We start from the raw sequence: 26,669 nt of genomic DNA on the forward strand, positions 1-26,669 counted from the left end.
GCCTTTGCCCACCCTACGACACCTGCGAACGGAAGAGCGATGCCGTGGTCTCATACTGCATCTACACACTCGCTGTCATCGCCCGGCCAGTGCGCAATTGCGCGCTAGGACCGGGCGATCCAGTACTCCGAGACAGCAATGATTGAGCCGAGAAGCCGCGGCGTACTGGAGTCCCCGCCTGCGCGGGGAATGACAGTGTCACTCGGAGAAGCGATGCTGCCGCCTCATACTCCGTCATTGCGAGCGCAGCGAAGCAGTCCAGAATCCCTCCGCGGAAAGACTCTGGATTGCTTCGCTGCGCTCGCAATGACGGGGGAGAGCGCGCGCCCGCCGTCACCCCTGGCTTGCCACGCGCGCGCGATCGAAATGCTCCTCGATCTTGGGGCGGTCGCGGGTGCGCTCGAAGCTGGTGCACAGCAGCTCGGTCTCCTCGAGCGAGACGGGGGCGCGGTACAGCCGGCACATGAACTCGGCGGTGGCGCGGCCCTTGCCCGGGGCGGGGCCGCGCTCGGCCAGGAACATGCAATCGCGGCAGATGCTGGCATCGAGCCGCTGATGCGCCGCATCGAGATGATTGAGAACCTCACGGAGCGAGTCGCGCAGCCTGATGCATTCCTCGGTGCCGAGCGCATTGACCGCATTCAACACGTGATTGATCGGATCATGCTGGTTCAGGCATTTCTCACCCTGCGCCGTGACGTCCAGAACGACGGAGCGCTTGTCCTCCTGCGACGGCTTCCGGACCAGGAAGGATTTGCTCTCCAGCGTCTTCACGATCTGCGACGCGGTCGCCCTGGTCGCGCCAATGAAGCCGGCGAGCGCAGATGGCGTACGCGAAAAGCGATTGGCGCGGCCGAGAAAGCGCAGCGCCATCCACTCCCGATCGCGCAATCCGTGTTGATTTCCTTCGAAGTACCAGGCTCTGGCCGCCTGAACCAGCAGTTCGACTGCTTCGCGTGCCAACGGCATAAAATTCCTACCTCACCCCGGGGATCGCGTGTGCGGCGCCCCGAAGCCGCTTTCCACCTTGGCGCACGAATATCTCGCGCAAAGCCGGATGCTCAGCCGTGTCCGATGAATGCCTCATGCCCAACACAAAGGCTTGGATGGCGAGACATTCGCCCAGGACCAATGAGCGTCGCAGGATGCTGCGCAAGAAACGGTGCCGCCGATGCCATTCCAACCACAAGGTCGTCGAACGCAAGCCCGAGTTGCCGTCACCTCTGGACGATGGATCGGAATTGTTCAACCGAAGCCCCTGAGTTCAAGTCACACGCAGACGTTTCTTTTGTTCCGTCGAAACGATGAATGAGCTTCTCAACAAAATCAAGTAGTGAGACTACTCGAGAGCGGATGTCGCTGCAGACCAATGTATTGTTCAAGTCAATCTCGCTGGTCGGGACACATGAAGGTGAACGTAATACACAGTCAAACAAGGCAGATGCACGTAGTTCTACGCATGGCGGATTGCACGCATATTGCTGTCTGTCGTTGATGCAGTTTGATCGAAGCTTGTGCAGGACGGGTGAGATGCAACACGAGAGTCATCCACAACTTCCGCGATCTGCTTCGGGAATTGCCAAGACAGGGTCAGGGGAACTTGCAGGGAATGCACGTGGCGGTTGTTGCTGGACTATGCGGGGAGCATCATCTGCTTGTCGTCTTTCAGGACTATGGTCTCATCCCGACGGCTGAGATTGGCGGCTAACGCCGCCAGCGCACAAACGCCTGTGCAGTTTGTGCCGCGACATGCAGCACCTCGTCAGGATGCGAGGGGCGCTGACCCGACGCGGGCAGCACGCCGTGCCGCTAAAGCATGATCCGGAAAAGTGCGAAGCGGTTTTCCGAAAAGATCATGCTCAAACAATAGCCTAAAGCGCGATGAGGATTCATCCTAGTCTCATCGGGCTTTAGTCGCCCTTGAGCATGTCCCTGAGCTCGCGGAACGGATCGGCGCTCGGCGGCGCCGAGGCGTCCTGGCGCATGGCCTGATAGATCCGCGGCACCATGTCGACGGCCTGGTCGAGCCCCGAATCGCGCCCGGTTTGGTACCCGCCCATCAGGCGAAGATCGCGCGTGTCCTCGTATTTGGCGATCAGGGTGCGCAATTTGCTCACCAATTCCCGCTCCTCGGGATCCCACACGTTGTGCGCCAGCCGCGAGACCGAGGCCAGCACGTCCACGGCCGGATAGCGTGCCTGGTCGGCGATGTGCCTGGAGAGCACGATGTGCCCGTCGAGTGTGCTGCGGATGGTGTCGGCGATAGGCTCGTTGTGATCATCGCCGTCGACCAGCACGGAGTAGATGCCGGTGATGGTGCCGGATCCGTCCTCGCCGGGCCCGGCGCGCTCCAGGAGGCGCGGCAGGTCGGTGAAGACGGTCGGTGCGTAGCCACGGGCCACCGCCGGCTCGCCGGCCGCCAGCGCGACCTCGCGGGCGGCATGGGCGAAGCGGGTGATCGAATCGACGATGAGAAGCACCGATTCGCCGCGGTCACGGAAATATTCGGCCACCGCCATCGCCGCCTTCGGCGCCAGCCGTCGCATCATCGGGCTTTCATCGCCCGTCGAGACGATGGCGACGGCGCGGTTGCGGTCGTTTCCGAGCACGTCCTCGATGAATTCGCGCACCTCGCGGCCGCGCTCGCCAACCAGCGCCAGCACGACGCTGTCAAAGCCCTGGCTGCGGGCGAGCATGGCGAGCAGCGTGGATTTGCCGACGCCCGAGCCGGCAAAGATGCCGACGCGCTGGCCGGCGCAGATCGGCGCAAACAGGTCGATCACGCGCACGCCGGTGCGCAGCGGCTTGTGGACGCGCGCCCGCTTCATCGCCGGCGGCGCCTCCGCCTCGGCCGAAACGGCCCTCGACCCTGGCGTGAGCGGCCCCATTCCGTCCAGTGGCACGCCCAGCGCATTGATGACGCGGCCCTTCCAGCTCGGATCCGGCGCGAACGACAGGGGCGGCATGCGATAGGCGACCGAGCCGAGCCCGCCGGCGAAGTGCCGGTCGAACGGCTTGGCCACGATGCCGTCGCTGTCGATCCGCACCACCTCGCCGATCTGGGGCTTGGCCCCGGTATTGACGCCGATCAGCTCGCCGAGCTTGACCGAACGCGACAGGCCGGAGACACGAAAATGCGTCGGCGCGATCTCGGAGATCGCACCGCTGACGCTTGCCAGAGGCGTGCTCTGCTCGAGCTCGAGCAGCGCCCACTCAAGTTGCCGAAGAGCGTTCAAGGAAACCGTCCACCCAATTACGCGCGACGCGCAAGCCGCCTCTCAAGTCTACTTGCCAGGATCGCCCAGCGTCTGGATTGCGTTGCGGAGCGTGCTCTCGGTGCCGTCGATCAGCGAGTTGGTGCTGTCGAAGGCGCGCGAGGCCGACATCAGCTTGGTCAATTCCATCATCGGATTGGCGCTGGAGCCCTCGACATAGCCCTGCTTGAAGCCATCGCGGCTGAAATCGGCGATGGCAGTCGCGGGCCGGTCGGGCGTGACGCCGGAATTGCCGTAGCGATCGAGAGTGGCATCGGCAGGGATATTGAACAGGCCGATGGTGCCGATCTCGTTGTTGTCCTGGGTGATCGCACCGCTGCGCGAGATCGAGACCGGCCCGCCGTTCGGGTCGAGCGTGAGCTGCGCACCGCCGGAATCGATGACGGGGAAACCCGACACCGTCTGGAGGTCGCCATTGGCGGCGATCTGCAGGCGGCCGTCGCGGGTATAAACCGTGCCGTTGGGGCCGGCGAAGGCGATCCAGCCCTGGCCGACCACGGCGACGTCGAGCGGGTTGCCGGTCTCGGTGATGTTGCCGGCCTCGCGCGAGATGATGTTGTCGCCGGGCGAGGAGAACGCGACCGGGTTGGCGCCGGCCTTGGAGAGCACCGTCTCGAATTTCACGACATCGGTGCGGAAGCCGGATGTGTTGACGTTGGCGACGTTGTTGGCGATCGTCTGGAGGCGCTTCTCGAGCGCGACCTGCGCCGACAATCCGACATAGAGGGCCGATTGCATGGCTTACCTGTTGAACTTGATATTCTGAAGCGTCGTGAGCATATCGGTGTCGAGACTGGCCGACGATGTCGAGGCGCCGGTGATCAGCACCAGCGCGGGGTTGGTCGAGCTGTCGTTCTGGGCCTGGGTCGCATCCCACATCGCCGCGAAGCGCTGCACGAATTTGGTGACCTTGGCCGGGTCCTTGAAATCGGCGAGGTTGATCTTGTCCGTGATCATCTTGGCCTGCATGTCGATGTCGGACGAGCTGATCGTCGACGACCAGCCCTCTGCGGTTTGCACCACCTGGGTCAGGGCCTTGTCGGCGAGGATCTGGTAGGGGCTCGTGATCGAGGCGGCCTTGCGCGTGAAATACAGGGCGAGCCGGAGGCCCTCATTCTGGTCGCCGGCGTTCTGCTCCAGCGTCTGGGTGGCATAATGGCTGGTCGTGCCTGATGTGGCCGCTGTGCTCTGGGTCGCGGCGGCGCCGAGTGCTGCGAAGTTGAAGGCGGCGGCGAACTCCCGGTAGCGGCTGTCGCTCAGCTTGTTGGCGAAGGTGTTGGAGGTCGCGATGCCCTCGGTCAGCACCTTCCGCATGAACGCCTTGGCGTAGATCATGTCGTCGAGGCCATAGGCCTTCATCGCGTAGGAGTAGAGCCTATAGTTGTTCAGGAGATCGTCGATGCTTTTCACCTTGCCGATATTGGCAAGATAATAGGCGGTGTCGCGGCTCACGTCCGGCTGCTGCTCGACCTGAGTCAGCGACTTGCTCATGTCCGTAGTCAGCCTGGTGTAATCCGCGATGGTGGATAGCATGGCATGCGCCCCTCTGGTCGCCGCTGCGACCTCGTCGCAAGCTGCCGCGAATTGCTTGCGCGGGGCTGGCGCGGCCGAAAGGACGCCCAAGCCAGCTTCGCGCAAGCGTGGCCGACTAGATGTTCCCGATGGGATCGGTGATGGAGCGGCGCGTTGGGCAGTTTCGTGGGGATTGTCATCACGGTGGCAGCACTGCTTGGCGGATTTGCCGCCATGGGCGGGCACCTGGCCGTGCTGATGCAGCCGTGGGAGTTCGTGATCATCATGGGCACCGCGGTCGGCACCTTCATCGTGGCCAATCCCTGGAAGACGGTCGTCGACACCGGGGTCGCCTGCATGCAGGCCGTCACCGGCGCGGTGCCTGGCCAGCGCTACTACCTTGACCTGCTCGGCGCGCTTCATGCCTTGATGCGCGAGTTGCGCGGCAAGGGCCGCAATGAGGTCGAGGCGCATATCGACGATCCCTCGTCCTCCGAGATCTTCAAGGCGTTCCCGAGCGTGCTCGGCGACCCGTCTTTGCTCCAGTTCATCTGCGACTATGTGCGCCTCATCATCATGGGCAATGCCCGTACCCATGAGATCGAGGCGCTGATGGACGAGGAGATCCACACCATCGTGAAGAGCAAGCTGACGCCCTATCATGCGCTGGTGGTGGTGTCCGAAGCGCTGCCCGCGCTCGGCATCGTCGCCGCGGTGCTCGGCGTCATCAAGGCCATGGGCGCGCTGGATCAGTCGCCGAAGCTGCTCGGCGGCTTCATCGGCGCGGCGCTGGTCGGCACCTTCGCCGGCATCTTCCTGTCCTACGGCATCATTTCGCCCTTCGCACTGAAGATCAAGATGACGCGCGAGAAGAAGTGCCGGCCCTACATCATCGTCAAGCAGACCCTGCTGGCGTTCATGAACGGCGCCATGCCGCAAATCGCCGTCGAGCACGGCCGCAAGATGATCGCGAGCTCCGAACGGCCGTCGATCGACGTCGTCGAGAACGAGACGATCGCAGGTCCCAAGGCCGTCGTGACCGACGCTGAACCCAAGGCCGCACGCGCATGACGATGGAAGACGTCGAGGTCGATCAGCGCAAGCAGCTGCCGAACTATCTGCTGGACGCCGCCGGCATCTCGATCGAGCGCATGCCGATGCTCAATGTGATCTTCGATCGCATGGCGGCATCGTGCACGGACAGCCTGCAGCCGATGGCCGGCACGCCCTGCTATTTCTCGGTCAACGGCATCACCAATGACCGTGTCGGCGACATCATCAAGGACTACGAGGGCAATGCGGTCGCCGCCGTGCTCTACGCCGAGCAGTGGGACTCCCGCGTCATTATCATGCTCGACCGTGACTTCGTGTTCACGATGGTCGAAGCGATGTTCGGCTCCGACGGTGCCGAGCCGCCGCTCGATGTCGAACGCACTTTCTCGAACATCGAGATCCGCCTGGTCCAGGCGCTGTTCGACCGGTTCGCCAAGGCGCTGCAGGCGGCTTTCGCCGGCACCTCCAACGTCACCTTCCGCGTCGAGCGGGTCGAGACGGCGATGGCGTCGCTGGCGATCGGGCGCGCCAGCAACATGTCGATCTGTGCGAACATGATGGTGCAGGCGCTTTATCGCGGCGGTCAGATGTTCCTGATCATTCCGCACTCCGCGCTCAACCCGCTCAGGCAGAAGCTTGCCCATGTCGTCGTCAGCGAAGGCGGCGCGGCCGATCCGCGCTGGCGCGAACAGATGGAGAGCGAGGTTCACCGCACCGAGGTGACCCTGAGCGCGGTGCTCGACGAGAAGATGATCACCCTCGAGGACGTCGTCAAATTCAAGGTGGGGCAGGTCCTGGAGCTTGAGGCCACGCCGCGTACGCTGGCGCGGCTCGAGAGCAACAACCAGGTACTGTTCTGGTGTCAGATCGGCCAGCTCGATGGCTACTACGCCATGCAGGTGGCGGATCCCGTCGATCAGAAGCGGGAGTTCGTCGATGATATCCTATCTCGTTGATGCGGTGCTGCTGATCGCGCTGGCCTTCACGAGCATGCGGGTGACCCGGATGCACCGCGAGCTCGCGAAGCTGCGCAGCTACCAGGGCGAGTTCTCGACCATTGTCCACGAGACCGCCGGCGCCTTCGACACCGTGATTACCGCGGCGCATGATTCCACGGCAAATCTGGGCCGGCTTGCCAATGTGCTGAGCGCAAAGATCGATCAGGCCCATGAGGCGATCGCCGCACTCGATGCACGCAACGGGCTGCAGGGCGAGGCCAACAAGCACTAGGGCATGATCCGGAAAAGTGTGAAGCGGTTTTCCGAAAAGATCATGCTCAAACAAAGAGCGAAAGCGCGATGACGATTCAACCCAATCTCATCGCGCTTTAGGGCCGGAAACGGCCGAAGAGATAGATCGGAACGCGACGCTCCGGGAGCGGAACTACCAAGAGGCGATACCAGATGGCGCAATCCTTCGACTACGAATCTGCAACCGCATCCGACGATGCCGAGACCTCTCCGCTCGACCGGCTGGCGGAGATCGCCGCCCGCACCGCCGAGGAGACCGGCAAGTTCGCCAATGTGGATGCCATTATGCGCATTCCCGTCACCATGCAGGTGGTGCTGGGATCGGCGACCATCCCGGTGGCGAATTTGATGAAGCTCGGCCGCGGTGCCGTCGTTCCGCTGGATCACCGCGTCGGCGAGCCCGTTGATGTCGTGGTCAACGGCCGCGTCGTTGCCCGCGGCGAAGTTGTCGTCGTCGAGGAGGACAATTCCCGCTTCGGTGTCTCGCTGACCGAGATTGTCGGACCGCTGGGGCAGGGTGATTCCTGACCATGGCGGCACCGGTCGCTCCCATCAAGCAGCGCGGCGTTGCCACGCTGGGCGGAACGGAAAAGGTCGCGGCGCTGCTGCTGGCCATGGGCCGCCAGGCCGCGGCCAGCGTGCTCGCGCAGTTCGAACCGCAGGACATTCGCGTCGTCACCAAGGCCGCGGCCGAGCTGAGGCCGATCACGGCGCAGGAACTCGAGGCAATCGTCGAGGAATTTGCCCAGCAATTCTCGATGGGCGCCAACATCCTCGGCACGCTCGGCGGCCTCGAAGCCGTGCTGGGCGACGTGCTTCCCGCCGACCAGGTCACGGCGATCATGTCGGACCTGCTCGGAAATTCCAGCCGGTCGGTGTGGGATCGCGTCTCGTCGGTGTCGGAAAATTCGCTGGCCACCTACCTCTCCAAGGAACATCCGCAGACCGCGGCGCTGATCCTGTCCAAGGTCAAGCCGTCTTGCGCCGCCAAGGTGATGAGCCAGCTGCCGTCGAGCCTGCGCAACGAATTGATGCGGCGAGTGCTCAGCCTCAAGCCGATCGTCGACGATGCGATGAAGGTGCTCGAGAAGACGCTGCACGAAGACCTGACGCTCAATTTCGCTCGCAATCTCGGTGCGGACACTTACGCCCGTGTCGCCGACATCATCAACAAGATGGAGCGCGGTCATATCGAGGACATGCTGAAGAGCCTGTCGGAAAAGCGGCCGAAATCGGCCGAAGTGCTGAAGGAGCTGCTGTTCACCTTCGACGACGTCATCAACCTGGCGCCGAAGGCGCGCACCATGATCTTCGATCAGGTGCCGACCGACCGCATCGTCGTGGCGCTGAAGGGCACCGACAAGCATTTCCGCGAGTTGATCCTGTCCGCGGTCGCCTCGCGCGTTCGCCGCGTCGTCGAAGCCGAGCTCGCCATCGGCGAGCCGTCGAACCAGCGCGACGTGCTGGAGGCGCGCCGCGTGATCACTGATCTTGCACTCGACCTCGCTGAAAAGGGTGAAATCGAGCTCAACCCCGATCAGGAGGATGAGCTGGTCTTCCGCTGACCGCTGAACGGGCATGGCAGAATCCGATCAGGAGAGCAAAACAGAAGAGCCGACCGAGAAGAAAGTCCGCGATGCGCTCGAACAGGGCAAGATTCCGGTCTCTCGGGAGGCGTCCATGTTCGCGTCCATGACGGCGCTGATGGTGATTCAGGCGTTCCTGATCGGCCAGGGCGTGCAGCAGCTGACGCCGACCTTGAAGGGCTTTCTCGACGATCCCGACGGCTTCCCGCTTCATACCGGTGCAGACGCGCAGAACCTGCTCACCGTGGTCGGCCTCGAGGCCCTGCGGTTCCTGGTGCCGCTGGTCGTGATCCTGGCGGTGTTCGGGCTCGCAGCGTCGCTGCTGCAGAACGCGCCGCGCCTGGTGCTGGAGCGCATTCAGCCAGACTTCTCGCGTATCTCGCCCGCGAGCGGCTGGAACCGCATCTTCGGAACTCAAGGGCTCGTCGAGTTCGCCAAGTCGATGTTCAAGCTCGTCTCGGTGACGGCAGTCGTCTGCTTCGTATTGCGCTCGTCGGAGGCGAGGGCGTTCGAAGCGATGTACACCGATCCGGTCGCGCTGCCCGAGATGATCCTCACCATCGCGATGCGGATCGTGTCGGCGATCTGCATCGCGACGATCGTGCTGGTCGCGATCGATCTTGCCTGGGCGCGCTTCCACTGGCGCCGCGAGCTGCGCATGACCAGGCAGGAGATCAAGGACGAGCACAAGCAGGCGGAGGGCGATCCGCTGATCAAGGCGCGCCTGCGTTCGCTCGCGCGCGACCGCTCGCGCCAGCGCATGATCGCTTCCGTGCCGCGCGCGACGCTGGTGATCGCGAACCCGACGCATTTCGCGATCGCGTTGCGCTACAATCGCGACGAAAACCCGGCACCGCTCGTGGTGGCCAAGGGCATGGACGTGATCGCGCTGAAGATTCGCGAGGTCGCCGAGCAGAGCAAGATTCCGGTGATCGAGAACAAGGCGCTCGCGCGTGCGCTTTACGAAGCGGTGCAGGTCGATCAGGTGATCCCGGCCGAATTCTTCCGTCCCGTCGCCGAGATCATCTATTTCCTGCAGTCAAAGCAGGCCGCGCGGCCCGCGAAGGTTCAATAGAATCTCTGGGATGGTGCTCCTCAACAGCTTGACGAAAGCTTAACGCCCTAGGGTTCTCTCCAATGAACCATAATGGGGCCGTCGTGGGACCGCTTTATCTCTTCGAACTCGCATCGTCGCAGGCACGCTGGCTCGAGCTTCGTCAGTCGACCATTGCCACCAATGTCGCCAATGCCAATACGCCGGGATTCAAGGCGCGCGATGTCGAGCCGTTCAATAAGGTGCTCGACGCGGTGCCGGTGAGACTGGCCACCACTTCGCCCGGCCACATGCAATTGTCGCCGGCGGAAACCGACACGCGGGCTACCGCCAAGAAGGACAGCTGGGACGTCGTCCACTCCGGCAACTCCGTGAGCCTGGAGCAGGAGATGATCAAGGGCAGCGACGTCAATCGCGACTATTCGATGAATTCGGCGATTGTGCGCTCGTTCAACCGCATGGTCATGACCAGCGCGAAGACTTGAGGTGAACTGATATGCTTGACGCTCTATCGGCTTCATTGACGGTTGCGAGCTCCGGGCTCGAGGCGCAATCGACGCGCATGCGCGTCGTCTCGGAAAACCTCGCCAACGCCACGTCGACCGGGCACACTGCGGGGGCCGATCCCTATCAGCGCAAGACCATCACCTTCGATGCCGCGCTCGATCGGGCCTCCGGCACGCAGCTGGCGAAGGTCAAGGAAATCGGGGTCGACACCACGCCTTATCGCGTCGAGTACGACCCGGGACATCCCGCTGCCGACAAGGCCGGCTACGTCAAGATGCCCAACGTCAACATGATGATCGAGATGGCGGACATGCGGGAGGTCAACCGCTCCTATGAGGCCAATCTCCAGGTCGTGAAGCAGGTGAGGTCGATGCTCGGCATGACCATCGACCTGCTGAGGAGCTGACAATGCTGGAAGCGATTTCATCGACCGCGATCACCGCAGGGCAGGCGGCCTCTCGCGCGACCGAGACACAAGCCATTGCGCCTACGGGGGCGTCCCCGGTCCAGTCCGCCGACGATGTCGGCTTCGATTCCGTGATGAAGCAGGTGACCACGGACGCGATCGGAACGTTGAAGACGGGCGAAGCGGCGTCGATCTCGGCGATGCAGGGCAAGGAATCGACGCGAAAGGTCGTAGAGGCGCTGATGTCGGCCGAGCAGGCCTTGCAGACCGCGGTCGCGGTTCGCGACAAGGTCGTGCAGGCCTACCAGGAAGTCGTTCGAATGTCGATTTGATCTGAAGGAGTGACCTAAGTGAAATCGCTCGCCATCGCGGCCACGGGCATGAATGCCCAGCAGACCAACATCGAAGTCATCGCGAACAACATCGCCAACATCAACACCACGTCGTTCAAGCGCGCGCGTGCGGAGTTCACCGATCTGTTTTACCAGATGGACCGCATGCAGGGGGTCGCAAACGTCAACGGCTCCTCGCCGATTCCGGAGGGCGCAAATCTGGGTCTCGGCGTCAAGTCGGCGGCGATCCGCAAACTGCACATCCAGGGCGCGCTGACGCAGACCGGTAATCCTTACGATCTCGCGATCAACGGCCGGGGCTGGTTCCAGGTGCTGGGCCCGAACAACGAGGTGCAATACACCCGCGCGGGATCGTTCAACACCAACGCGACCGGTCAGCTGGTGACGATGGACGGCTACCTGCTGGATCCCAATATCACCGTGCCGCAGGGAACGGTGCAGGTCACCGTGAACCAGACCGGTCAGGTCTTCGCCAAGCTGGATACGGAGGTCAATCCGCGCCAGATCGGCCAGCTCAACCTTGCTAATTTCGCCAACGAGGCAGGCCTCGAGCCGCTCGGCAGCAATCTCTATCGCGAAACCACGGCGTCGGGCGCGCCGGTGGTTGGCCTGCCCGGCGATGCCGGCTACGGCAAGATCAATCAGCAATATCTCGAAGCCTCGAACGTCGATCCGGTCAAGGAAATCACAGAGTTGATCTCGGCGCAGCGCGCCTACGAGATGAACGCCAAGGTGATCCAGGCGTCGGATGACATGGCCTCGACGGTATCGAAGGGTCTCAGTCGCTAGTTTCGGTGTGTCCATGTTGAACTGGGAGGGCCTGATCGTGCGCGGGTTGGCCGCCGCGCTGCTGGTTCTCGTCTTCGCGGAGTACGCCGCCGCGGACGAGAAGCGGCTTCCCGTGCCCGCGACGTCGATCCGCGCCGGCGAGCTGATCAGGGAAGACATGATCACCGAACGCAGCTTTGACCAGAATGCGCTCGGCGTCGCTATGTTCGTCGAAGGCCGTCAGGTCCTGGTCGGCCGGATGGCGCGGCGGGCGCTGTTGCCGGGTCAGCCGATCCCGACCAATTCGGTGGAGGACCCCTGGACCATCGCCCGCGGCGCGACGGTGAAGGTGGTTGTCGAAGACTCCGGCTTGTCGATCGTGACGTACGGATCGGCGATGCAATCCGGTGCGCCGGGTTCGCTCATCACCGTGCGAAACACCGACACCGGCGTGATCATCAGGGCCATCGTCCAGCCGGACGGCACCGTCAAGGTCGCGGACGGGTCATGACCAGAGTCCTGACCGCGCTTCTGCTGATCTTCTGCGCCGCCAGCGCCCATGCAGCCGTCCGCATCAAGGACATCGCTGACATCAAGGGCCTGCGCGAGAACCAGATCGTCGGCTATGGCCTGGTGATCGGCCTCAACGGCACCGGCGACACCCTGCGCAACGCTCCTTTCACGGAACAGTCGCTGCAGTCGATGCTCGAGAACATGGGCATCAACGTCCGCAACGAGACGAGCAGCACGAACAATCAGTCGCGGCCGACGACGCTGCGCACGCGGAACGTCGCCGCCGTGATGGTGACCGCGGACCTGCTGCCCTCGATCGGGCCGGGCGAACGGATGGACGTCACCGTGTCGTCCCTTGGCGATGCGACCTCGCTGCTCGGCGGCACGCTGGTGATGACGTCGCTGCGCGCGGCCGACGGTGCGGTCTATGCGGTGGCGCAAGGTGCAGTCACGGTCGCCGGCTATAGCGTCGGAGGCCAGGCCCAGAACGTCAGCCAGGGCACGCCGACCGCGGGCAGAATTCCGAACGGCGCGCTGGTGGAGCGCGAGGTGCAGGGAAGCCTCCACGAGATGGAGTTCCTGGTGCTGGAGCTGAAGAACCCCGATTTCGTCACGGCGACGCGGATCCTCGACGCCGTCAATCGCTATGCCGGCGGCCGCTATCGTGCCCAGATTGCCTTTGAGCGCGACTACCGGACCATCGTGCTGTCGAAGCCGCGCTATGTCGGCCCGGTTCGCTTTCTCGCCGAGATCGGCGAGCTGACCGTCGAGCCCGACACGCCCGCGCGCGTCGTGATCAATGAGCGCACCGGCACGGTGGTGATCGGACGCGACGTGCGGATATCAACCGTCGCTGTCACGCATGGCAACCTGACAGTTCGCGTCACCGAGCTGCCCGTGGTGTCGCAGCCGGCGCCGTTCTCGCAAGGCCAGACTGTCGTCGTCCCCCAGACCATCGTCGAGGCCAATGAGGCCGGATCGCAGGTAGCGATCCTGAGCGGCGTCGATCTGCAGCGCCTGGTGCGCGGATTGAACCAGATCGGACTGAAACCATCCGGCATCATCGCGATCCTTCAGGCGATCAAGACCGCCGGCGCGCTGCAGGCTGAAGTCATAGTGCAATGATGCACAAGCGTCGTGCAAGCTTGGTCCCTCAATGCTCAGGTCCTGACCGGGAATCGCACGCGGGCCGATGCTGAAGCTTGATCACAAAGCGCACCTCCTTCTGGCCACGGTGTTCGTGCTCGCGCACGCTTCGCCTGTGCTCGGGCTGGACGAACCGAAGCCGTCGAAGCCGCTCAATCTGCTCTCGTTCGCACGCGCTCGCGCGCCCGGGCCGCAGAGGTCGCATGCACAGGCAGCGTCTGTTCCAGGTGATAATTCGCGGGCCACGGCCTGGGCGGCCGAGGATTCAGGGCCCGCCACCACCGGTGCGGTGCCCGAAGCGGCCGCTCCAGCACCGGCTCCCGTTCCGGCGCGTCCGGCGAAGTCAGGCGGCGGCATGGCGCCGCCGAAGCCGGTGCCGGCACAAACCGCTGCGCCCGCGGACAACGAAGTCGCGCTGTTCTGTAGCAACGTCGCCGATCCAGCCGTCGACGCCAGGCTCGCCTGGCAGCTGAAAGAGCTGGAGAAGGCCGAGAGCCTGCTGCGCGAGCGGATCGCCGAAGTCGAGGCCAAGCGGGCCGAGTATGAGAAGTGGATGGCGCTCCGCGACGACTTCCTGAAAAAGGCCGAAGCCAGCGTCGTCGAGATCTATTCGCGCATGAAGCCGGACGCGGCCGCAACCCAGATCGCGGGCATGGCGGACGAGACAGCCGCGGCGGTTCTTGCAAAGTTGAGCCCGAGGAGCTCGAGCGCGATTTTCAACGAGATGGAGACCGGGCGCGCAGCGCATCTCGCTGACCTGCTCGGTGGAATGCGTCGCGTGGATGACGGAAAGACCAAGTAAATGAAGACGCCATGCCTCATCCTGTCGCTGTTGCTTCTCACCGGCTGCTCCCATGATCCGGCAGAAATCCTGACCGGCCCGAAGCTGTCGCCCGTGGGCAGCGGCCTGAGGACGCCGACCGAGCCTATTCCGGTGACGCCCCGCATGCACCAGCCCGTCAGCTATCGCTCGACCTGGGACGACGGTACCGATCTCTACCGCGATCCCCGTGCGCGCCGCGTCGGCGACGTCGTGACGGTGATCATCTCGATGCAGGACAAGGCCAAGCTCGACAACAAGACCGGCCGCTCGCGCGATTCGCAGATCCAGTTCGGACTGAACTGGCTGATGGACGTCGCGGGATGGCAGGACAAAGGCCAGGCCAACGCCAATCTCAACACCAATACGCAGATCAAAGGCAACGGCCAGATCGACCGCTCCGAAGACATCAAGCTCTCCATCGCGGCCGTCGTCACCGACGTGCTGCCGAACGGAAACATGATGATCAGCGGCTCGCAGGAGTTCGGCATCAACACGGAGATGCGCGTGCTCAATGTCGGCGGCATCGTGCGTCCACGGGATATTTCGCGAACCAACACGATCTCCTACGAGAAGATCGCCGAGGCGCGCGTGTCCTATGGTGGTCGCGGAAATCTGTCTGACGTGCAGCAGCCTGGTTGGGGACACCGGATCTATGATGCCGTGGCACCGTTCTGAGGCTCGCGCGTCATGGCAGCGGGGGGCGCCATGCGCCTGATCGCAGCCATCGTCGTGCTGACCCTGGTCGCGATTGGCGCCGGCGCGCTTGCTGGCCTGCATCTGTTCGCCGCCGCCGAGCGCGTCGCCGATGCAAAGAAGGGCGCTACCCCGCCGCCGGTCGCGTCGAGCTATTCGGGAAGCGCGCGGCTGAGAAAGCTGTCACCGATCGTGACCAATCTTGCGGCCCCAGCCAACAACTGGGCCCGGGTCGAGGCCTCCATGGTGACCGACAGCATGAGTGACGAGGATGCCGGCATCCTCGCTGCCCATATCAGCGAGGACATCGTCACTTACTTGCGCTCGGCCTCGGTCACGCAGTTCGAAGGCGCGCGAGGGCTTCAGCATCTGCGCGACGATCTGTCCGAACGCGCCAGCATCCGCTCGTCCGGCAAGGTCCGCGAATTGATCATTGAGACGTTGGTGATCCAGTGAAATTGAGAGTCCTGCTGCTCGCATTGCTGCTGGTCGTGCTGCCCGAAGTGGCATTCGCCCAGATTCCGGACCTCAACTCGCTGCTGCCGCCAGGCAACGGCTCGACCAGCGGCCGCATCATCCAGCTCATGGCGCTGCTGACGGTGCTGTCCGTCGCGCCGGGACTGCTCATCATGGTCACGAGCTTTACCCGCTTCGCCGTCGCGCTGTCGTTCCTGCGCGCCGGGCTCGGTCTTCAGACGACGCCTCCGAATCTCGTGCTGATCAGCCTCGCACTATTCATGACCTTCTACGTCATGGCACCGACTTTCGATCGGGCCTGGGAGACCGGCGTGCAGCCGCTGATGAAGAACGAGATCTCGGAGGAGGACGCCTATCTCAAGATCAGCGATCCGTTCCGCGAGTTCATGCTGGCACACGTCCGCGACAAGGATCTGCAGACGTTCGAGTCGCTCGCCGCGGAAAGCTTTCGCAAGAAGTTCGACGACAAGCGCATCGACATGCGCGTCATCATCCCGGCCTTCATGATCTCCGAGCTCCGGCGTTCGTTCGAGATCGGTTTCCTCATCATCCTGCCGTTCCTCGTCATCGACATGATCGTGGCGACACTGACCATGTCGATGGGCATGATGATGATGCCGCCGTCGATCCTCGCGCTGCCGTTCAAGGTGCTGTTCTTCGTGCTGATCGACGGCTGGAATCTGCTTGCTTCCGGACTGGTGCGATCGTTCTCGTGAGGGCGATCACCGGCCCACGAGAATCGTTAAGGTTAGTAAAGAGTAATATTAACCATATGATTTTGCTGGTGAATTCAATCTCGCTTTAATCTGGAAGCAAGATTCGGCGTGCTAGCAATGCGGCACGGCGGGTTGGACCCTACCCACATCAGTCCAAAGGCATGATGCCGCCCCTCCGTACCGGTGGAAGCCCGGTATGTCCCCTCGTGAAAATGTAACGCGTACATAAAGGGACATTCGCAATGTCAAGCCTGCTTACGAACTCGACCGCCATGACCGCACTCCAGACCCTGCGGTCTGTGAGCTCCCAACTCGCCAACACGCAGACCCGCATTTCCACCGGTCAGCGCGTCTCGACCGCCTCCGACAACGCTGCCTACTGGTCGATCGCGACCTCGATGCGCGCCGACAACGCTGCGCTCTCCGCGGTCTCCGATTCGCTCGGTCTGTCGGCCGCGACGGTCGATACTGAATATACTGCTCTGACCTCTGTTGTCGGTGACAGCAACGGCGGCTTGACCAAGCTGCAGTCGCTGCTGGTGGAAGCCAAAACGGCTGGTATCGACCGCACCAAGATTCAGGCGGACGTCACCCAGATCCAGCAGCAGATGCAGGCTACCGCGGCTGCGGCGACCTTCAACGGCGTGAATTGGCTGAGCACGACGACGGCAACGCCGACGACGGTCAACCTGGTGTCGTCCTATTCTCGCGTTGGCGGCACGCCGACCACCGGCTCCATCGCCCTGACCGTTGCCAACTATTCGCTCTATACCTCGTCCACCAGCGGCATTCTCGACAAGGTGAGCGGCGGCTCGTCGGTCAACACGATCGACATCAGCACCCTGACCGACTCGGCGGCGGACCAGACCACGCTCGATGGCTACATCGCGCAGGTCACTGGTGCGATCAACTCGGTGGCTTCGGCCGCTGCGAACCTCGGTGCCGTGAAGAACCGTATCTCGACCAACACCGACTTCGTGAAGTCGCTGATGGACTCAGTGAGCCGCGGTATCGGCCAGCTCGTCGACGCCGACATGAACCAGGAGTCCACCCGCCTGTCGGCCCTCCAGGTCCAGCAGCAGCTCGGTGTCCAGGCGCTCTCGATCGCCAACAGCAGCAGCCAGAGCATCCTCTCGCTGTTCCGCTAAGTCTGACGACAATCTGAGGGGGCCGCGCTTCTCGCGAAGTGCGGCCTTTTCGTTTGATGCGACGTCCAGGGCGCGTCGCAACTTTGGCTTCGCTGTTGCGGCGAGGACACAGAGCCACAAGCCTCGCACAAGCTTCGAGCGTTACGGTCGCCGTACGACAGGTTGGGCCCTCAACGCTCTTGCGCAGCCCAAAGGCATGACGCCGCCCTGTCGTACCGGTGCAAGTCCGGTATGTCCCCAAAACAACTCGATCTTCAAAGGGACATCAAAATGGGTTCTAGCCTTCTCACCAACTCCGCCGCTATGACCGCGCTGCAGACGCTGCGCAACGTCAGCTCCAGCCTGCAGACCACGGAAAACCGCATCTCGACCGGCCAGCGCGTCGCCACTGCGTCGGACAACGCCGCCTACTGGTCGATCGCAACCTCGATGCGCGCCGACAACGCCGCGCTCTCCGCGGTCTCCGACTCGCTCGGTCTGTCGGCTGCGACCGTCGACACCGAATATACCGCTCTGACCGCGGTTGTCGGCGACAGCACCGGCGGCCTGACCAAGCTGCAGGCGCTGCTGGTCGAAGCCAAGACCGCCGGTATCGACCGCACCAAGATCCAAGCCGACATCACCCAGATCCAGCAGCAGATGAAGGGCACCGCCAATGCGGCGACCTTCAACGGCGTGAACTGGCTGAGCACGACGACGGCGACGCCCGCGACCTTCGACCTGGTGTCGTCGTTCTCGCGCGTCGGTGGCACGCCTACCATCGGCTCCATCACGCTGACGATCTCGAACTACTCGCTCTACACCTCGTCCACCAGCGGCATCCTCGACAAGGTGAGCGGCGGTGCATCGGTCGACACGATCAGCATCTCAACGCTGACCGACTCGGCAGCCGACCAGACCACGCTCGATGGCTACATCTCGCAGGTCACCACCGCGATCAACTCGGTAGCCTCGGCCGCCGCCGACCTCGGCGCCGTGAAGAACCGCATCGCAACCAATACCGACTTCGTCAAGACCCTGATGGACTCGGTGAATCGCGGTGTCGGTCAGCTCGTCGACGCCGACATGAATGCGGAATCCACCCGCCTTCAGGCGCTTCAGACCCAGCAGCAGCTCGGCGTCCAGGCGCTCTCGATCGCCAACCAGAACAGCCAGAGCATCCTCTCGCTGTTCCGCTAACCCTGAACACGACCTGAGGGAGCCGCGCTTCTCGCGAAGCGCGGCTCTTTTCATTTCGGGTGCGTTGTTGGCGTGCCGGAAAGATCTCGACTTCGCGCCTCGAACTGTCGCTCCTCCCCGGTGCAATCACGACGCCACAAGCTTCGCCCAAACTTCGCGTGCTATCGCCGCCGTTACGGCAGGTTGAGCGCGCTTTTTGCAGCCCAAAGGCATGATGCCGCCCTGTCGTACCGGTGCAAGCCCGGTATGTCCCAACAATTTCAAGTCGTTTTCAGGGGACGTCAAACATGAGTTCTAGCCTTCTCACCAACTCCGCAGCAATGACCGCGCTGCAGACGCTGCGCAACGTCAGCTCCAATCTGCAGACCACCGAAAACCGGATCTCGACCGGCCAGCGCGTCGCCACCGCGTCGGATAACGCCGCCTATTGGTCGATCGCGACCTCGATGCGCGCCGACAACGCCGCGCTCTCCGCCGTCTCCGACTCGCTCGGTCTGTCGGCTGCGACCGTCGACACCGAATATACCGCGCTGACCGCCGTTGTCGGCGACAGCACCGGCGGCCTGACCAAGCTGCAGTCGCTGCTGGTGGAGGCGAAGACCGCCGGCATCGACCGCACCAAGATCCAGGCCGACATCACCCAGATCCAGCAGCAGATGAAGGGCACCGCCGCGGCGGCGACCTTCAACGGCGTGAACTGGCTGAGCACGACGACGGCCACGCCCGCGACGTTCGACCTGGTGTCCTCGTTCTCGCGCGTCGGTGGCACGCCGACCATCGGCTCCATCACGCTGACGATTTCGAACTACTCGCTCTACACTTCGTCCACCAGCGGTATCCTGGACAAGGTGAGTGCCGGCGCATCGGTCGACACGATCAGCATCTCAACGCTGACCGACTCGGCAGCCGACCAGGCCACGCTCGACGGTTACATCACGCAGGTCACGGCCGCGATCAACTCGGTAGCCTCGGCTGCCGCCGACCTCGGCGCCGTCAAGAACCGCCTCGCGACCAACACCGATTTCGTCAAGACCCTGATGGACTCGGTGACCCGCGGTGTCGGGCAGCTTGTTGACGCCGACATGAACGCGGAATCCACCCGCCTGCAGGCGCTCCAGACCCAGCAGCAGCTCGGCGTCCAGGCGCTGTCGATCGCCAACCAGAATAGCCAGAGCATCCTCTCGCTGTTCAAGTAAGCCTCGGCTTCGAAAGCGACCGTGCTCCCTGGGGAGCACGGTCCCGCCTCGACCGGCGGACGTGACGGCACATGACGTGCCCGCAATTGATTTCCTGACGCCAGACGTCAAAGCGACGTGTCGTTCGCGCGGGCGCTCGCTCGTTGCCGTTGAGCCGGTTGCGACGTCTGAACTTCCTGCAAAATTGCAACGTCTCGCCTGCGAAGCGACTTATTCGCATGCTTGCGCAACCCTCAGACAAGGTTGGCGGCGGAGTGTCCTTGCCATTCGCATTGGTACGAGGTCACATGCTCAGTCGCGCGCAGCTACAGCAGCTGCTCAACAATCTGCTGGAACTTGGGCCGCGACGTCTGATGGCCTTGGGATTGATCGGCTTCGCCGTCCTCGTCACCGTGGTCGGCGGCGCCTATTATCTGAGCCGTCCGGAATACGAAACGCTTTATACCGGCCTCACGCGCGAAGACGTGACACGCATCGGGGCTGCGCTGCGCGAGCAGAACATCACCTTCGATATCAGCGCGGCCGGTGATGCCGTCTCGGTGCGACCGAGCCAGACCGCGCAGGCGCGAATGCTGCTCGCCGAGAAGGGGCTGCCGACCAGCGCCAATTCCGGTTACGAGCTGTTCGACAAGATCGGTTCGCTCGGGCTGACTTCATTCATGCAGGAGGTGACCAAGCTGCGTGCACTCGAAGGCGAGATTGCGCGCACCGTTCAGCTGATGAAAGGCGTCAAGGCGGCACGGGTGCACATCGTGATGCCGGTACGCGGCTCGTTCCGCGCGACGCAGCAGCCGCCTTCCGCGTCGGTCGTGCTGCGCACTGACGGTGCGATCGAGGCGCGGACGGCGCAGTCGATCCGCCACCTCGTCGCGGCCGCCATTCCCGGCATGACGCGCGACAAGGTCACGGTGCTCGATGCCGACGGCTCGATGCTGCTGGCGGAGGAAGACGAGGCCAGCGCCGCGCCGACCAAGATGGCGAGCCTTCAGAAGACCGTCGGCGGAATGGTGCAGGAGAACATCCGCAAGGCGTTGACGCCCTATCTGGGGTTGGACAATTTCGAGGTCAGCGTCGCGCCCCAGCTCTCGACCGACAAGCGCCAGATCAACGAGACGGTCTACGATCCGGAGACACGCGCCGAGCGTTCCGTACGCAACGTTCGCGAAAACGAGAAGTCATCGAACGCCGATCGCTCGACGCCGACGACGGTCCAGCAAAACCTGCCGGACCAGCAGGTCAATGCCGGCGGCACCAAGAATTCCAGCGAGGACAAGACCCGTCGCGAGGACGTCACCAATTTCGAGGTCTCGTCCAAGACCACGACGACGGTCAGTGACGGCTACTCGGTCAAGAAGCTCTTCATCGCCGTGCTGGTCAACCGGGCTCGGCTGGTCGCCGACCTCGGCGACAAGACCAACCAGGCCATCGTCGACAGCAAGCTCGCCGAGATCAGCCAGCTGGCGGCAACCGCCGGCGGCCTGGACAAGACCCGCGGCGACCAGATCCAGGTGACGGCGGTCGACTTCGTGGAGGGCTCGCGCGATCTGGCGCCGGTTCCGCCGATCAGCTTTGTCGAGATGATGAACAAGCAGCTCGGCAGCGTGATCAATGCGGTGACGATCCTGGCCGTCGCTTCGATGCTGGTCTGGTTCGGGCTCCGGCCGGCGGTCAACGGCATCCTGACCCATCGTGCAGCGCAGGAACAGAGCGAGGCGGCCGAAGCGGCTGAACTCGAAGCTGCCACGGCCCTCGCTCTGGCTGAGAGCCAGGACCCCGAGCTCAATCTCGTCGAGGACCTCGAAGGCAAGATGCAGCGTACGCCGCAGAAGCGGCTCGAGCAGATCGTCCGCCTCGATCAGATGCAGGCGGCAGCAATCCTTAAGGACTGGATGCGACGCGAGGAGGCGGCATGAACGCGGCAATCGGAAAACTCCTGACGCAATTCGACGCCAACGGCCGGGCCAAGTCACCTCCGGCTCCGCTGCCCAAGGTCCAGGACGTGCTGACGAAGCAGAAGGAGGTCCGGCGCGAGCCGCAGCCTCAACCGCAGCGCCAGGAGCGCCAGGCGCAATCGCAGCCGCAACTTCAACCGCCGCCTCCGGCGTCTGCGCCGGAAGCTGCACCGCTGAACCTTCTCGAAGACGCCTATCGGCGCGGCCATGCTGCCGGTGTTGCGGAGGGTGAAGCCAAGCTCGCCGAAGAGCGGGTCCGCAGTGCGATCCGGCTGGGAGAGGAGCGGGCCAAATGGTCCGACCAGCAGGCCGTCGCGATCGTCAACGGCTTCGACGCGGCCTGCCGCGAGATCGAGAGCAACATCGCAAGCTCGGTGGCTCGGATATTGCTGCCATTCCTCGCTGAAGCGGTTCGCGACAAGGCGATCGGATCCCTGGTCGAGCAGATCGCGGCGTTGACCTCGAACTCGCCCGTGTCGGTGTTCCGCGTCACCGGCCCCAGCGAGCTCATCGACCTCGTCAGGGCACAACTCAATCTGGCCGGCCGCACCGGTGTCGAATACCAGTCGGCCGACACCGTCGAGGTGCGCGTCCTTGCCGATCAGACCACGATCGAGACGCGGATCTCGACCTGGGTCGACCGGCTGAACGAGGCGCGCCGGTAGTTGCACCATGGAGGAGGTCAAGCACGAGCTGGTCATCATCCGCAGGCGGAGCGCCTTCGAGGACGAGAAGGCGCACGGCGGCGTCTGGAAGATCGCCTACGCGGACTTCATGACCGCGATGATGGCGTTCTTTCTGGTGATGTGGCTGCTCAACGCGCTGAACCAGGATCAGAAGCAGATTGTCGCAAGCTACTTCAATCCGATCAAGCTCGCCGAGAACGCGCCCGCGCCCAAGGGGCTCAAGGATCTCTCAAAGAAGGAGTCGACGCCGTTCGAGGGGCAGGACGGCCGGCGCAAGCCGGCCGGGCCGAACGAGGAGCGCCGCGGTGACTCGCCGACGGAAGAGAAGCCGCCCTTCTACGAAGAGAAGGTCCTGTTCCGCGATCCCTATGCGACTCTCGCCGAGATCGCGACCAGCGCGAACCAGGCCTCGGGCCAGCGGCGCGCCGGGGCTTTGACGTCTGCGGAAGAGGACGGCCTCAAGGGCGGCGATGCCTATCGCGATCCGTTCGATCCCGGCTACTGGAAGCTTGCGCCCGAGGCTTCGAAGGAAGCAGACAGGATCATGGAGGGCGAGCCGAAGGCGAGTGCTTCGGCACGCGACAATCCGGCCAACACAAATCAGGGCGAGCCGCGCCGGGGCAGGACCGATGATGCCGGCGGCAGCATGGCTCCCGACGCTCAGGCGTCGTCCACAAGCATGTCGCCGCTGCTGCCGCCGGGTCCGGTGCCATCACCGTCTGCGCGCGAGGCCGCCATGCGGCCAAGCCCGCAAGCGAATCTTCAGGCCAACGCGACGCCGCAGGCGCGCCCGACCGATGTCCCGAAGGAGTCGGAGGCGCGCGATGCCACCCAGGCCCAGCAGCCGACCGTGAAGCAGCTCCAGTCCGCGATTGCCGACGCGCTGTCGGACATCAAGGCCGGCGCCGGTCCGGTGGCCGAGGTCCGCCAGATCGAAGAAGGCCTGCTGGTCAGCCTCACCGACGATACGAGCTTTGGCATGTTCGCAGTCGGCTCGGCGGAGCCGCAGCCCGAGCTCGTTCGCGTCATCGACAAGATCGGCCCGCTCATCGCAAAACGTCGCGGCACGATCATCGTACGTGGTCACACCGACAACAGGCCCTACAAATCTGACAATTACGACAATTGGCGGCTGTCCACCGCGCGCGCACAGATGGCTTATTACATGCTGGTCCGCTCCGGTATCGATGCCCAGCGGATCGAGCATGTCGAAGGCTATGCCGACCGGAGGCCGAAACTTCCGAACGATCCTGCGGCCGCGCAAAATCGCCGGATCGAGATCCTGATCCGGGAGAAGCGTCCTTGACCAGACCGCTGCTCCGCACCGTTCTGTTGGTGCTGTTGTCGCTGGCCGCGACCCGTGCCTTTTCCGATCCAGCGCCTCCGTCGGGCGAGCCGTATGAACTCGTCCGCACGCTGCAGGCGGTGCAAGACGGCATCGCCCGTGGCGATACCGCGGCGCATGGCAGCCACATCGCGCTGATCCGGCAGATCGGCGAAAAATTTCTTGCCGCCGATCCGAACGTGTGGAGCAACCCGCAGAACGGGCAGGCGGTCGTGATCTACCTGCTGTCCGGCGGCGCGCCGCAGATCGTTCGCAAGCTGCCGCGCGACAAGATCAATGTCGACAAGGCGCTGTTCGACGGCGCGCTCGCTTATGTCGAGGGACGGCAGGACGAGGCGAGGGAGCTGCTCAAGGACGTCAAGCCGCGCACGATTTCGTCCGGCATGGGCGGGCAGGTGGCGCTGGTCCAGGGCGCGCTGTTCGCCCGGTCAGAGGCCTCGCTCGCGATCGAGCGTCTGGACGACGCACGCCTGCTGCTGCCCGGCACGCTGGTCGAGGAGGCGGCACTGCGGCGCGAGGTCCTTCTGGTCGGGCAGGCCGAGGACTTCGACAAGTTCGAGTTCCTGACGCTGGCCTATATTCGCCACTACCGCAACTCGGTCTATGCCGGCGATTTCTGGCAGCGTTTCTCCACGGGCCTGACGCAATCGAATCTTGCGCTGGACGATCGTCGCTTTGCACGGGTCGCGGCGCTGCTGGAACATGTCGACCGCGCCAGCCGCCTCAAGCTGTATCTGGTGATTGCGCGCGGTGCGTTGATCCGCGGCAAGCTTACAGTCGTCAGCCTTGCGGCCGAGCGGGCGCTGACGCTCAGCGCCGATGCCGCGCCCGATCGGGAACGCGCACATTTCTATCGCGGCGCATCCCGCGCGCTGACCGACGAATATGACGGCGGTTTCGCCGAGCTGAGGGCGCTCGACCGGTCGAAGCTGGCGGAGCGCGATGTCCTGCTCCTCAACGCAACCCTCCAGCTCGCGCTCGACATTCGCAAGTCGATCACGGGACCGGCGGCCGTCATGATGGCCGACAAGCCACCGCCCACGCCGGCACGGATCGATCTTGCCTCGTCCAACGCGACGCTCGCACGCGCGAAGTCGCAGCTCGGCGAACTGGAGCTTCTCACCAGGGATCATCGCCCATGACCAAGCTCACTGGAACCTCCGGACAGCTCTTCGCCGGTCTCGCCGAAAGCCTTGCGCGCGGGGTGACCCGGTCGACGAAAGGTGTGGCAACACCGGGCACTAAAACCGCCGACGATTCCTCGTTTCACGATCTGCTCCACACCGTCTCAAACATGGCCAAGCGGGCTTTGGACGATCAGGAGACCGATACGACCACCGATACGACCACCAAAGCTGCCCCGGCGCGCCCGCGCGTGAGACAGTTGAGCGAGCCTGGCACGTCGAAGGATGAACCGGTGCACGAACGCACCGAGCAGACCAGATCGTCGAACAAGCCGGAGCAGTTCGATCGGGTCGCGAAGGCTGATGTCTCGCCCAGATTGGACCTTCCCGCGATGCTGGGGCAGGAGCTCGCTGCCGCGCAGGCGGCGGCAATGCAGACACCACAGCCGTCCGGCGACAAGAAGGAGACGTCGGCCCGGGACGAGCGTCCGTCAGTGGCAAAGCAGGGCATCGGCGACGCAAGGGCGGCGGCAGACGTCGCAGGATCCACCGCCGCGCCTTCGTTTGTGGCGCGTTCCGGCGCCGACACGTCCCTCGCGCGCGGGCAGGCGGCCGCAGGTGCACAGGCTGCAGCGATGCCGCAGGGAAGTGCCGCTCCGACGGATGCCATGCCGGCAACACCGGGCTTCGAAGCCGTCGCGGCGAATGTCGAGCGCGTCGCAAAGTCCGCGGGCCGCGACGCCTTGCCTGAGACGACCAAGGTCACGGTCGTCCAGCAGGAGACTCATCTGCCTCCCGTGGGGCCGTTCAGCGCGACCCAACAGGTGGCGAACGCCGTGGTGTCCGAGCTCAAGAGTTCACCCGCGCCGGCCGCGTCCGTCGCGACGGATCTCTTGGGCACGCAGAACAATGCCCCGGATCAGCCGCTCAAGATCCTCACCGTCAATCTCGAGCCGCCTGATCTCGGCAATGTCACCATGCGTCTGCGTCTCGTCGGCAACGAGGTCTCGGTTCAGCTCGCCGCCGAACGCAAGGACACCAGCACGATGCTGGATCAGCAGCGCGATCAGATCCGCGACCTGATGCAGTCGGCGGGATATGTCGCCGACGTCGCGCCGGTGCAGCACGGTTCGCTCGACGGGTTCCAGTCGGGATCTGGCCAGTCGCAGCCGCATCTCTCCGGCCAGCAACAGCAATCATCGCAGTCGCAAGGCGCGTTCGGCGGTGCAGGCACGTCCGGCCAGTCCGACGGCGGCGCCAGGCAAGCCCGCCAAGACCAGCAGCCCAACCAGGAGGCACGCCATGATCAGGACGTGGCGCCACATACTCGTCGCGGCCCTGTTTATTTGTAATGTCGGCGTCGCCGCGGCGGCGACTGACACTGCGCGCCCTTGCGAGCGCGAGATGGCGCGCGCCTCGCAGCAGCACGGAATTCCGCTCGGCATCCTCTATGCGGTCGGTCTCACCGAGACCGGCCGCCGCGGCGCGCTCTATCCTTATGCATTGGGCGCCGAAGGGCAGACCGTGTTCGCCAAGGACATGGACGATGCGATCGCGAATTTCGAGGCGATGCGGGCCAGGGGCATCAAGCTGATCGATCTCGGCTGCATGCAGATCAATCACTATTTTCACGGCGACAAATTCGCGTCGGTGCGGGCGATGTTCGATCCGGCGGAGAATGTCGACTACGCCGCGCGTTTCTTGAAAGAGCTGAAGCAGCGCGAGGGAAGCTGGACCATGGCGGTCGCCCGCTACAATGCCGGTCCCAACAATCAACCGGCGCAGAAGCGCTACGTCTGCCACATCGTTGCGCATCTCGTCTCCAGCGGCTTCGGCGCGTGGACCGACAAGGCGCGCTCGTTCTGTCAGCCCAAGACAACATGAAACGACGACCTGAGATGTCGAGG

Annotated in this window: 29 protein-coding genes; 25 read left to right on the top strand and 4 right to left on the bottom strand. The window is 63.9% G+C overall.

The genetic code is table 11. The annotated features are described in order from the left end of the window. Nucleotides 1-333: 333 nt before the first annotated feature. The 4 genes from XH98_RS35130 to XH98_RS35145 all read right to left on the bottom strand — a co-directional run bounded on the left by XH98_RS35130 (nucleotide 334) and on the right by XH98_RS35145 (nucleotide 4,808). Nucleotides 334-969, bottom strand: coding sequence for a MarR family winged helix-turn-helix transcriptional regulator (locus XH98_RS35130; RefSeq protein ID WP_271598247.1), 636 nt, complete (start codon nucleotides 967-969; stop codon nucleotides 334-336). Between the two features lie 941 nt (nucleotides 970-1,910). After that, nucleotides 1,911-3,236: a flagellar protein export ATPase FliI gene (gene fliI, locus XH98_RS35135; RefSeq protein ID WP_271621288.1), complete on the bottom strand. Its 1,326-nt coding sequence runs from the start codon at nucleotides 3,234-3,236 to the stop codon at nucleotides 1,911-1,913. 48 nt (nucleotides 3,237-3,284) lie between these two features. Beyond that, nucleotides 3,285-4,013, bottom strand: coding sequence for a flagellar basal-body rod protein FlgF (gene flgF, locus XH98_RS35140; RefSeq protein ID WP_271598249.1), 729 nt, complete (start codon nucleotides 4,011-4,013; stop codon nucleotides 3,285-3,287). A 3-nt stretch (nucleotides 4,014-4,016) separates the two neighbouring features. Then, nucleotides 4,017-4,808: a DUF1217 domain-containing protein gene (locus XH98_RS35145; protein WP_057743178.1), complete on the bottom strand. Its 792-nt coding sequence runs from the start codon at nucleotides 4,806-4,808 to the stop codon at nucleotides 4,017-4,019. A 153-nt stretch (nucleotides 4,809-4,961) separates the two neighbouring features. Here XH98_RS35145 and motA point away from each other — a divergent pair, with 153 nt between their 5' ends. From motA to XH98_RS35270, 25 genes are all read left to right on the top strand, one after another. Then, nucleotides 4,962-5,858 carry a flagellar motor stator protein MotA gene (gene motA / locus XH98_RS35150; protein WP_220004868.1) on the top strand — a complete coding sequence of 299 codons (897 nt, stop codon included), beginning with the start codon at nucleotides 4,962-4,964 and terminating at the stop codon, nucleotides 5,856-5,858. After that, nucleotides 5,855-6,796, top strand: coding sequence for a flagellar motor switch protein FliM (locus tag XH98_RS35155; RefSeq protein ID WP_057742825.1), 942 nt, complete (start codon nucleotides 5,855-5,857; stop codon nucleotides 6,794-6,796). The genes motA and XH98_RS35155 overlap by 4 nt, the downstream gene beginning before the upstream one ends. Then, nucleotides 6,777-7,070, top strand: a complete 294-nt coding sequence (locus XH98_RS35160; RefSeq protein ID WP_271598250.1) for a hypothetical protein — start codon at nucleotides 6,777-6,779, stop codon at nucleotides 7,068-7,070. Before XH98_RS35155 ends, XH98_RS35160 begins: the two co-directional genes overlap by 20 nt. Nucleotides 7,071-7,243: 173 nt before the next feature. Next, nucleotides 7,244-7,618, top strand: a complete 375-nt coding sequence (fliN, locus tag XH98_RS35165) for a flagellar motor switch protein FliN (RefSeq protein ID WP_220004865.1) — start codon at nucleotides 7,244-7,246, stop codon at nucleotides 7,616-7,618. Between the two features lie 2 nt (nucleotides 7,619-7,620). After that, complete coding sequence (locus XH98_RS35170) at nucleotides 7,621-8,655, top strand: flagellar motor switch protein FliG (protein ID WP_220004864.1); 1,035 nt, start codon at nucleotides 7,621-7,623, stop codon at nucleotides 8,653-8,655. Between the two features lie 13 nt (nucleotides 8,656-8,668). After that, nucleotides 8,669-9,751, top strand: coding sequence for a flagellar biosynthesis protein FlhB (gene flhB, locus XH98_RS35175; protein ID WP_057742837.1), 1,083 nt, complete (start codon nucleotides 8,669-8,671; stop codon nucleotides 9,749-9,751). A 62-nt stretch (nucleotides 9,752-9,813) separates the two neighbouring features. Then, a complete protein-coding gene (gene flgB / locus XH98_RS35180) occupies nucleotides 9,814-10,215 on the top strand; it encodes a flagellar basal body rod protein FlgB (protein ID WP_057742839.1) in 402 nt (133 codons plus the stop codon). 11 nt (nucleotides 10,216-10,226) lie between these two features. After that, complete coding sequence (flgC, locus tag XH98_RS35185; RefSeq protein WP_220004862.1) at nucleotides 10,227-10,643, top strand: flagellar basal body rod protein FlgC; 417 nt, start codon at nucleotides 10,227-10,229, stop codon at nucleotides 10,641-10,643. A 2-nt stretch (nucleotides 10,644-10,645) separates the two neighbouring features. Beyond that, nucleotides 10,646-10,975, top strand: coding sequence for a flagellar hook-basal body complex protein FliE (locus XH98_RS35190; RefSeq protein WP_271621289.1), 330 nt, complete (start codon nucleotides 10,646-10,648; stop codon nucleotides 10,973-10,975). An 18-nt stretch (nucleotides 10,976-10,993) separates the two neighbouring features. Then, a complete protein-coding gene (gene flgG, locus XH98_RS35195) occupies nucleotides 10,994-11,785 on the top strand; it encodes a flagellar basal-body rod protein FlgG (protein ID WP_057742849.1) in 792 nt (263 codons plus the stop codon). A gap of 13 nt (nucleotides 11,786-11,798) precedes the next feature. Then, nucleotides 11,799-12,275, top strand: coding sequence for a flagellar basal body P-ring formation chaperone FlgA (flgA, locus tag XH98_RS35200; RefSeq protein WP_271621290.1), 477 nt, complete (start codon nucleotides 11,799-11,801; stop codon nucleotides 12,273-12,275). After that, nucleotides 12,272-13,402: a flagellar basal body P-ring protein FlgI gene (flgI, locus tag XH98_RS35205; RefSeq protein WP_271621291.1), complete on the top strand. Its 1,131-nt coding sequence runs from the start codon at nucleotides 12,272-12,274 to the stop codon at nucleotides 13,400-13,402. Before flgA ends, flgI begins: the two co-directional genes overlap by 4 nt. Before the next feature lie 67 nt (nucleotides 13,403-13,469). Continuing rightward, the gene (locus XH98_RS35210) at nucleotides 13,470-14,225 is read left to right on the top strand and encodes a MotE family protein (protein WP_271621292.1); all 756 of its coding nucleotides are present in this window, start codon (nucleotides 13,470-13,472) and stop codon (nucleotides 14,223-14,225) included. Further along, complete coding sequence (gene flgH / locus XH98_RS35215) at nucleotides 14,226-14,921, top strand: flagellar basal body L-ring protein FlgH (RefSeq protein ID WP_271598256.1); 696 nt, start codon at nucleotides 14,226-14,228, stop codon at nucleotides 14,919-14,921. It begins immediately after the preceding gene. 30 nt (nucleotides 14,922-14,951) lie between these two features. After that, nucleotides 14,952-15,395, top strand: coding sequence for a flagellar basal body-associated FliL family protein (locus tag XH98_RS35220; protein ID WP_271621293.1), 444 nt, complete (start codon nucleotides 14,952-14,954; stop codon nucleotides 15,393-15,395). Beyond that, a complete protein-coding gene (gene fliP / locus XH98_RS35225; RefSeq protein ID WP_220004854.1) occupies nucleotides 15,392-16,132 on the top strand; it encodes a flagellar type III secretion system pore protein FliP in 741 nt (246 codons plus the stop codon). Before XH98_RS35220 ends, fliP begins: the two co-directional genes overlap by 4 nt. Nucleotides 16,133-16,374: 242 nt before the next feature. Next, nucleotides 16,375-17,280 (top strand): flagellin N-terminal helical domain-containing protein, encoded by a 906-nt coding sequence (locus tag XH98_RS35230; RefSeq protein ID WP_057742864.1) that lies wholly within the window; start codon nucleotides 16,375-16,377, stop codon nucleotides 17,278-17,280. 270 nt (nucleotides 17,281-17,550) lie between these two features. Beyond that, nucleotides 17,551-18,459, top strand: coding sequence for a flagellin N-terminal helical domain-containing protein (locus XH98_RS35235; protein ID WP_220004852.1), 909 nt, complete (start codon nucleotides 17,551-17,553; stop codon nucleotides 18,457-18,459). Nucleotides 18,460-18,746: 287 nt separating this feature from the next. Then, entirely contained in the window at nucleotides 18,747-19,655 is a 909-nt protein-coding gene (locus XH98_RS35240) for a flagellin N-terminal helical domain-containing protein (RefSeq protein ID WP_057742869.1), read from the top strand. 287 nt (nucleotides 19,656-19,942) lie between these two features. Beyond that, nucleotides 19,943-21,568 carry a flagellar basal-body MS-ring/collar protein FliF gene (fliF, locus tag XH98_RS35245; RefSeq protein WP_271621294.1) on the top strand — a complete coding sequence of 542 codons (1,626 nt, stop codon included), beginning with the start codon at nucleotides 19,943-19,945 and terminating at the stop codon, nucleotides 21,566-21,568. Further along, nucleotides 21,565-22,272, top strand: coding sequence for a hypothetical protein (locus XH98_RS35250; RefSeq protein WP_271598259.1), 708 nt, complete (start codon nucleotides 21,565-21,567; stop codon nucleotides 22,270-22,272). Before fliF ends, XH98_RS35250 begins: the two co-directional genes overlap by 4 nt. A 7-nt stretch (nucleotides 22,273-22,279) precedes the next feature. Then, nucleotides 22,280-23,599: a MotB family protein gene (locus XH98_RS35255; protein WP_271598260.1), complete on the top strand. Its 1,320-nt coding sequence runs from the start codon at nucleotides 22,280-22,282 to the stop codon at nucleotides 23,597-23,599. Next, entirely contained in the window at nucleotides 23,596-24,780 is a 1,185-nt protein-coding gene (locus XH98_RS35260) for a chemotaxis protein (protein WP_271621295.1), read from the top strand. The genes XH98_RS35255 and XH98_RS35260 overlap by 4 nt, the downstream gene beginning before the upstream one ends. Beyond that, nucleotides 24,777-26,114, top strand: a complete 1,338-nt coding sequence (gene fliK / locus XH98_RS35265; protein ID WP_271621296.1) for a flagellar hook-length control protein FliK — start codon at nucleotides 24,777-24,779, stop codon at nucleotides 26,112-26,114. The genes XH98_RS35260 and fliK overlap by 4 nt, the downstream gene beginning before the upstream one ends. Beyond that, nucleotides 26,065-26,646, top strand: coding sequence for a transglycosylase SLT domain-containing protein (locus tag XH98_RS35270; protein ID WP_271598263.1), 582 nt, complete (start codon nucleotides 26,065-26,067; stop codon nucleotides 26,644-26,646). The genes fliK and XH98_RS35270 overlap by 50 nt, the downstream gene beginning before the upstream one ends. Nucleotides 26,647-26,669: the final 23 nt, after the last annotated feature.

The sequence above is a fragment of the Bradyrhizobium sp. CCBAU 51745 genome, assembly GCF_028128715.1.
Classification (GTDB): Bacteria; Pseudomonadota; Alphaproteobacteria; order Rhizobiales; family Xanthobacteraceae; genus Bradyrhizobium; species Bradyrhizobium manausense.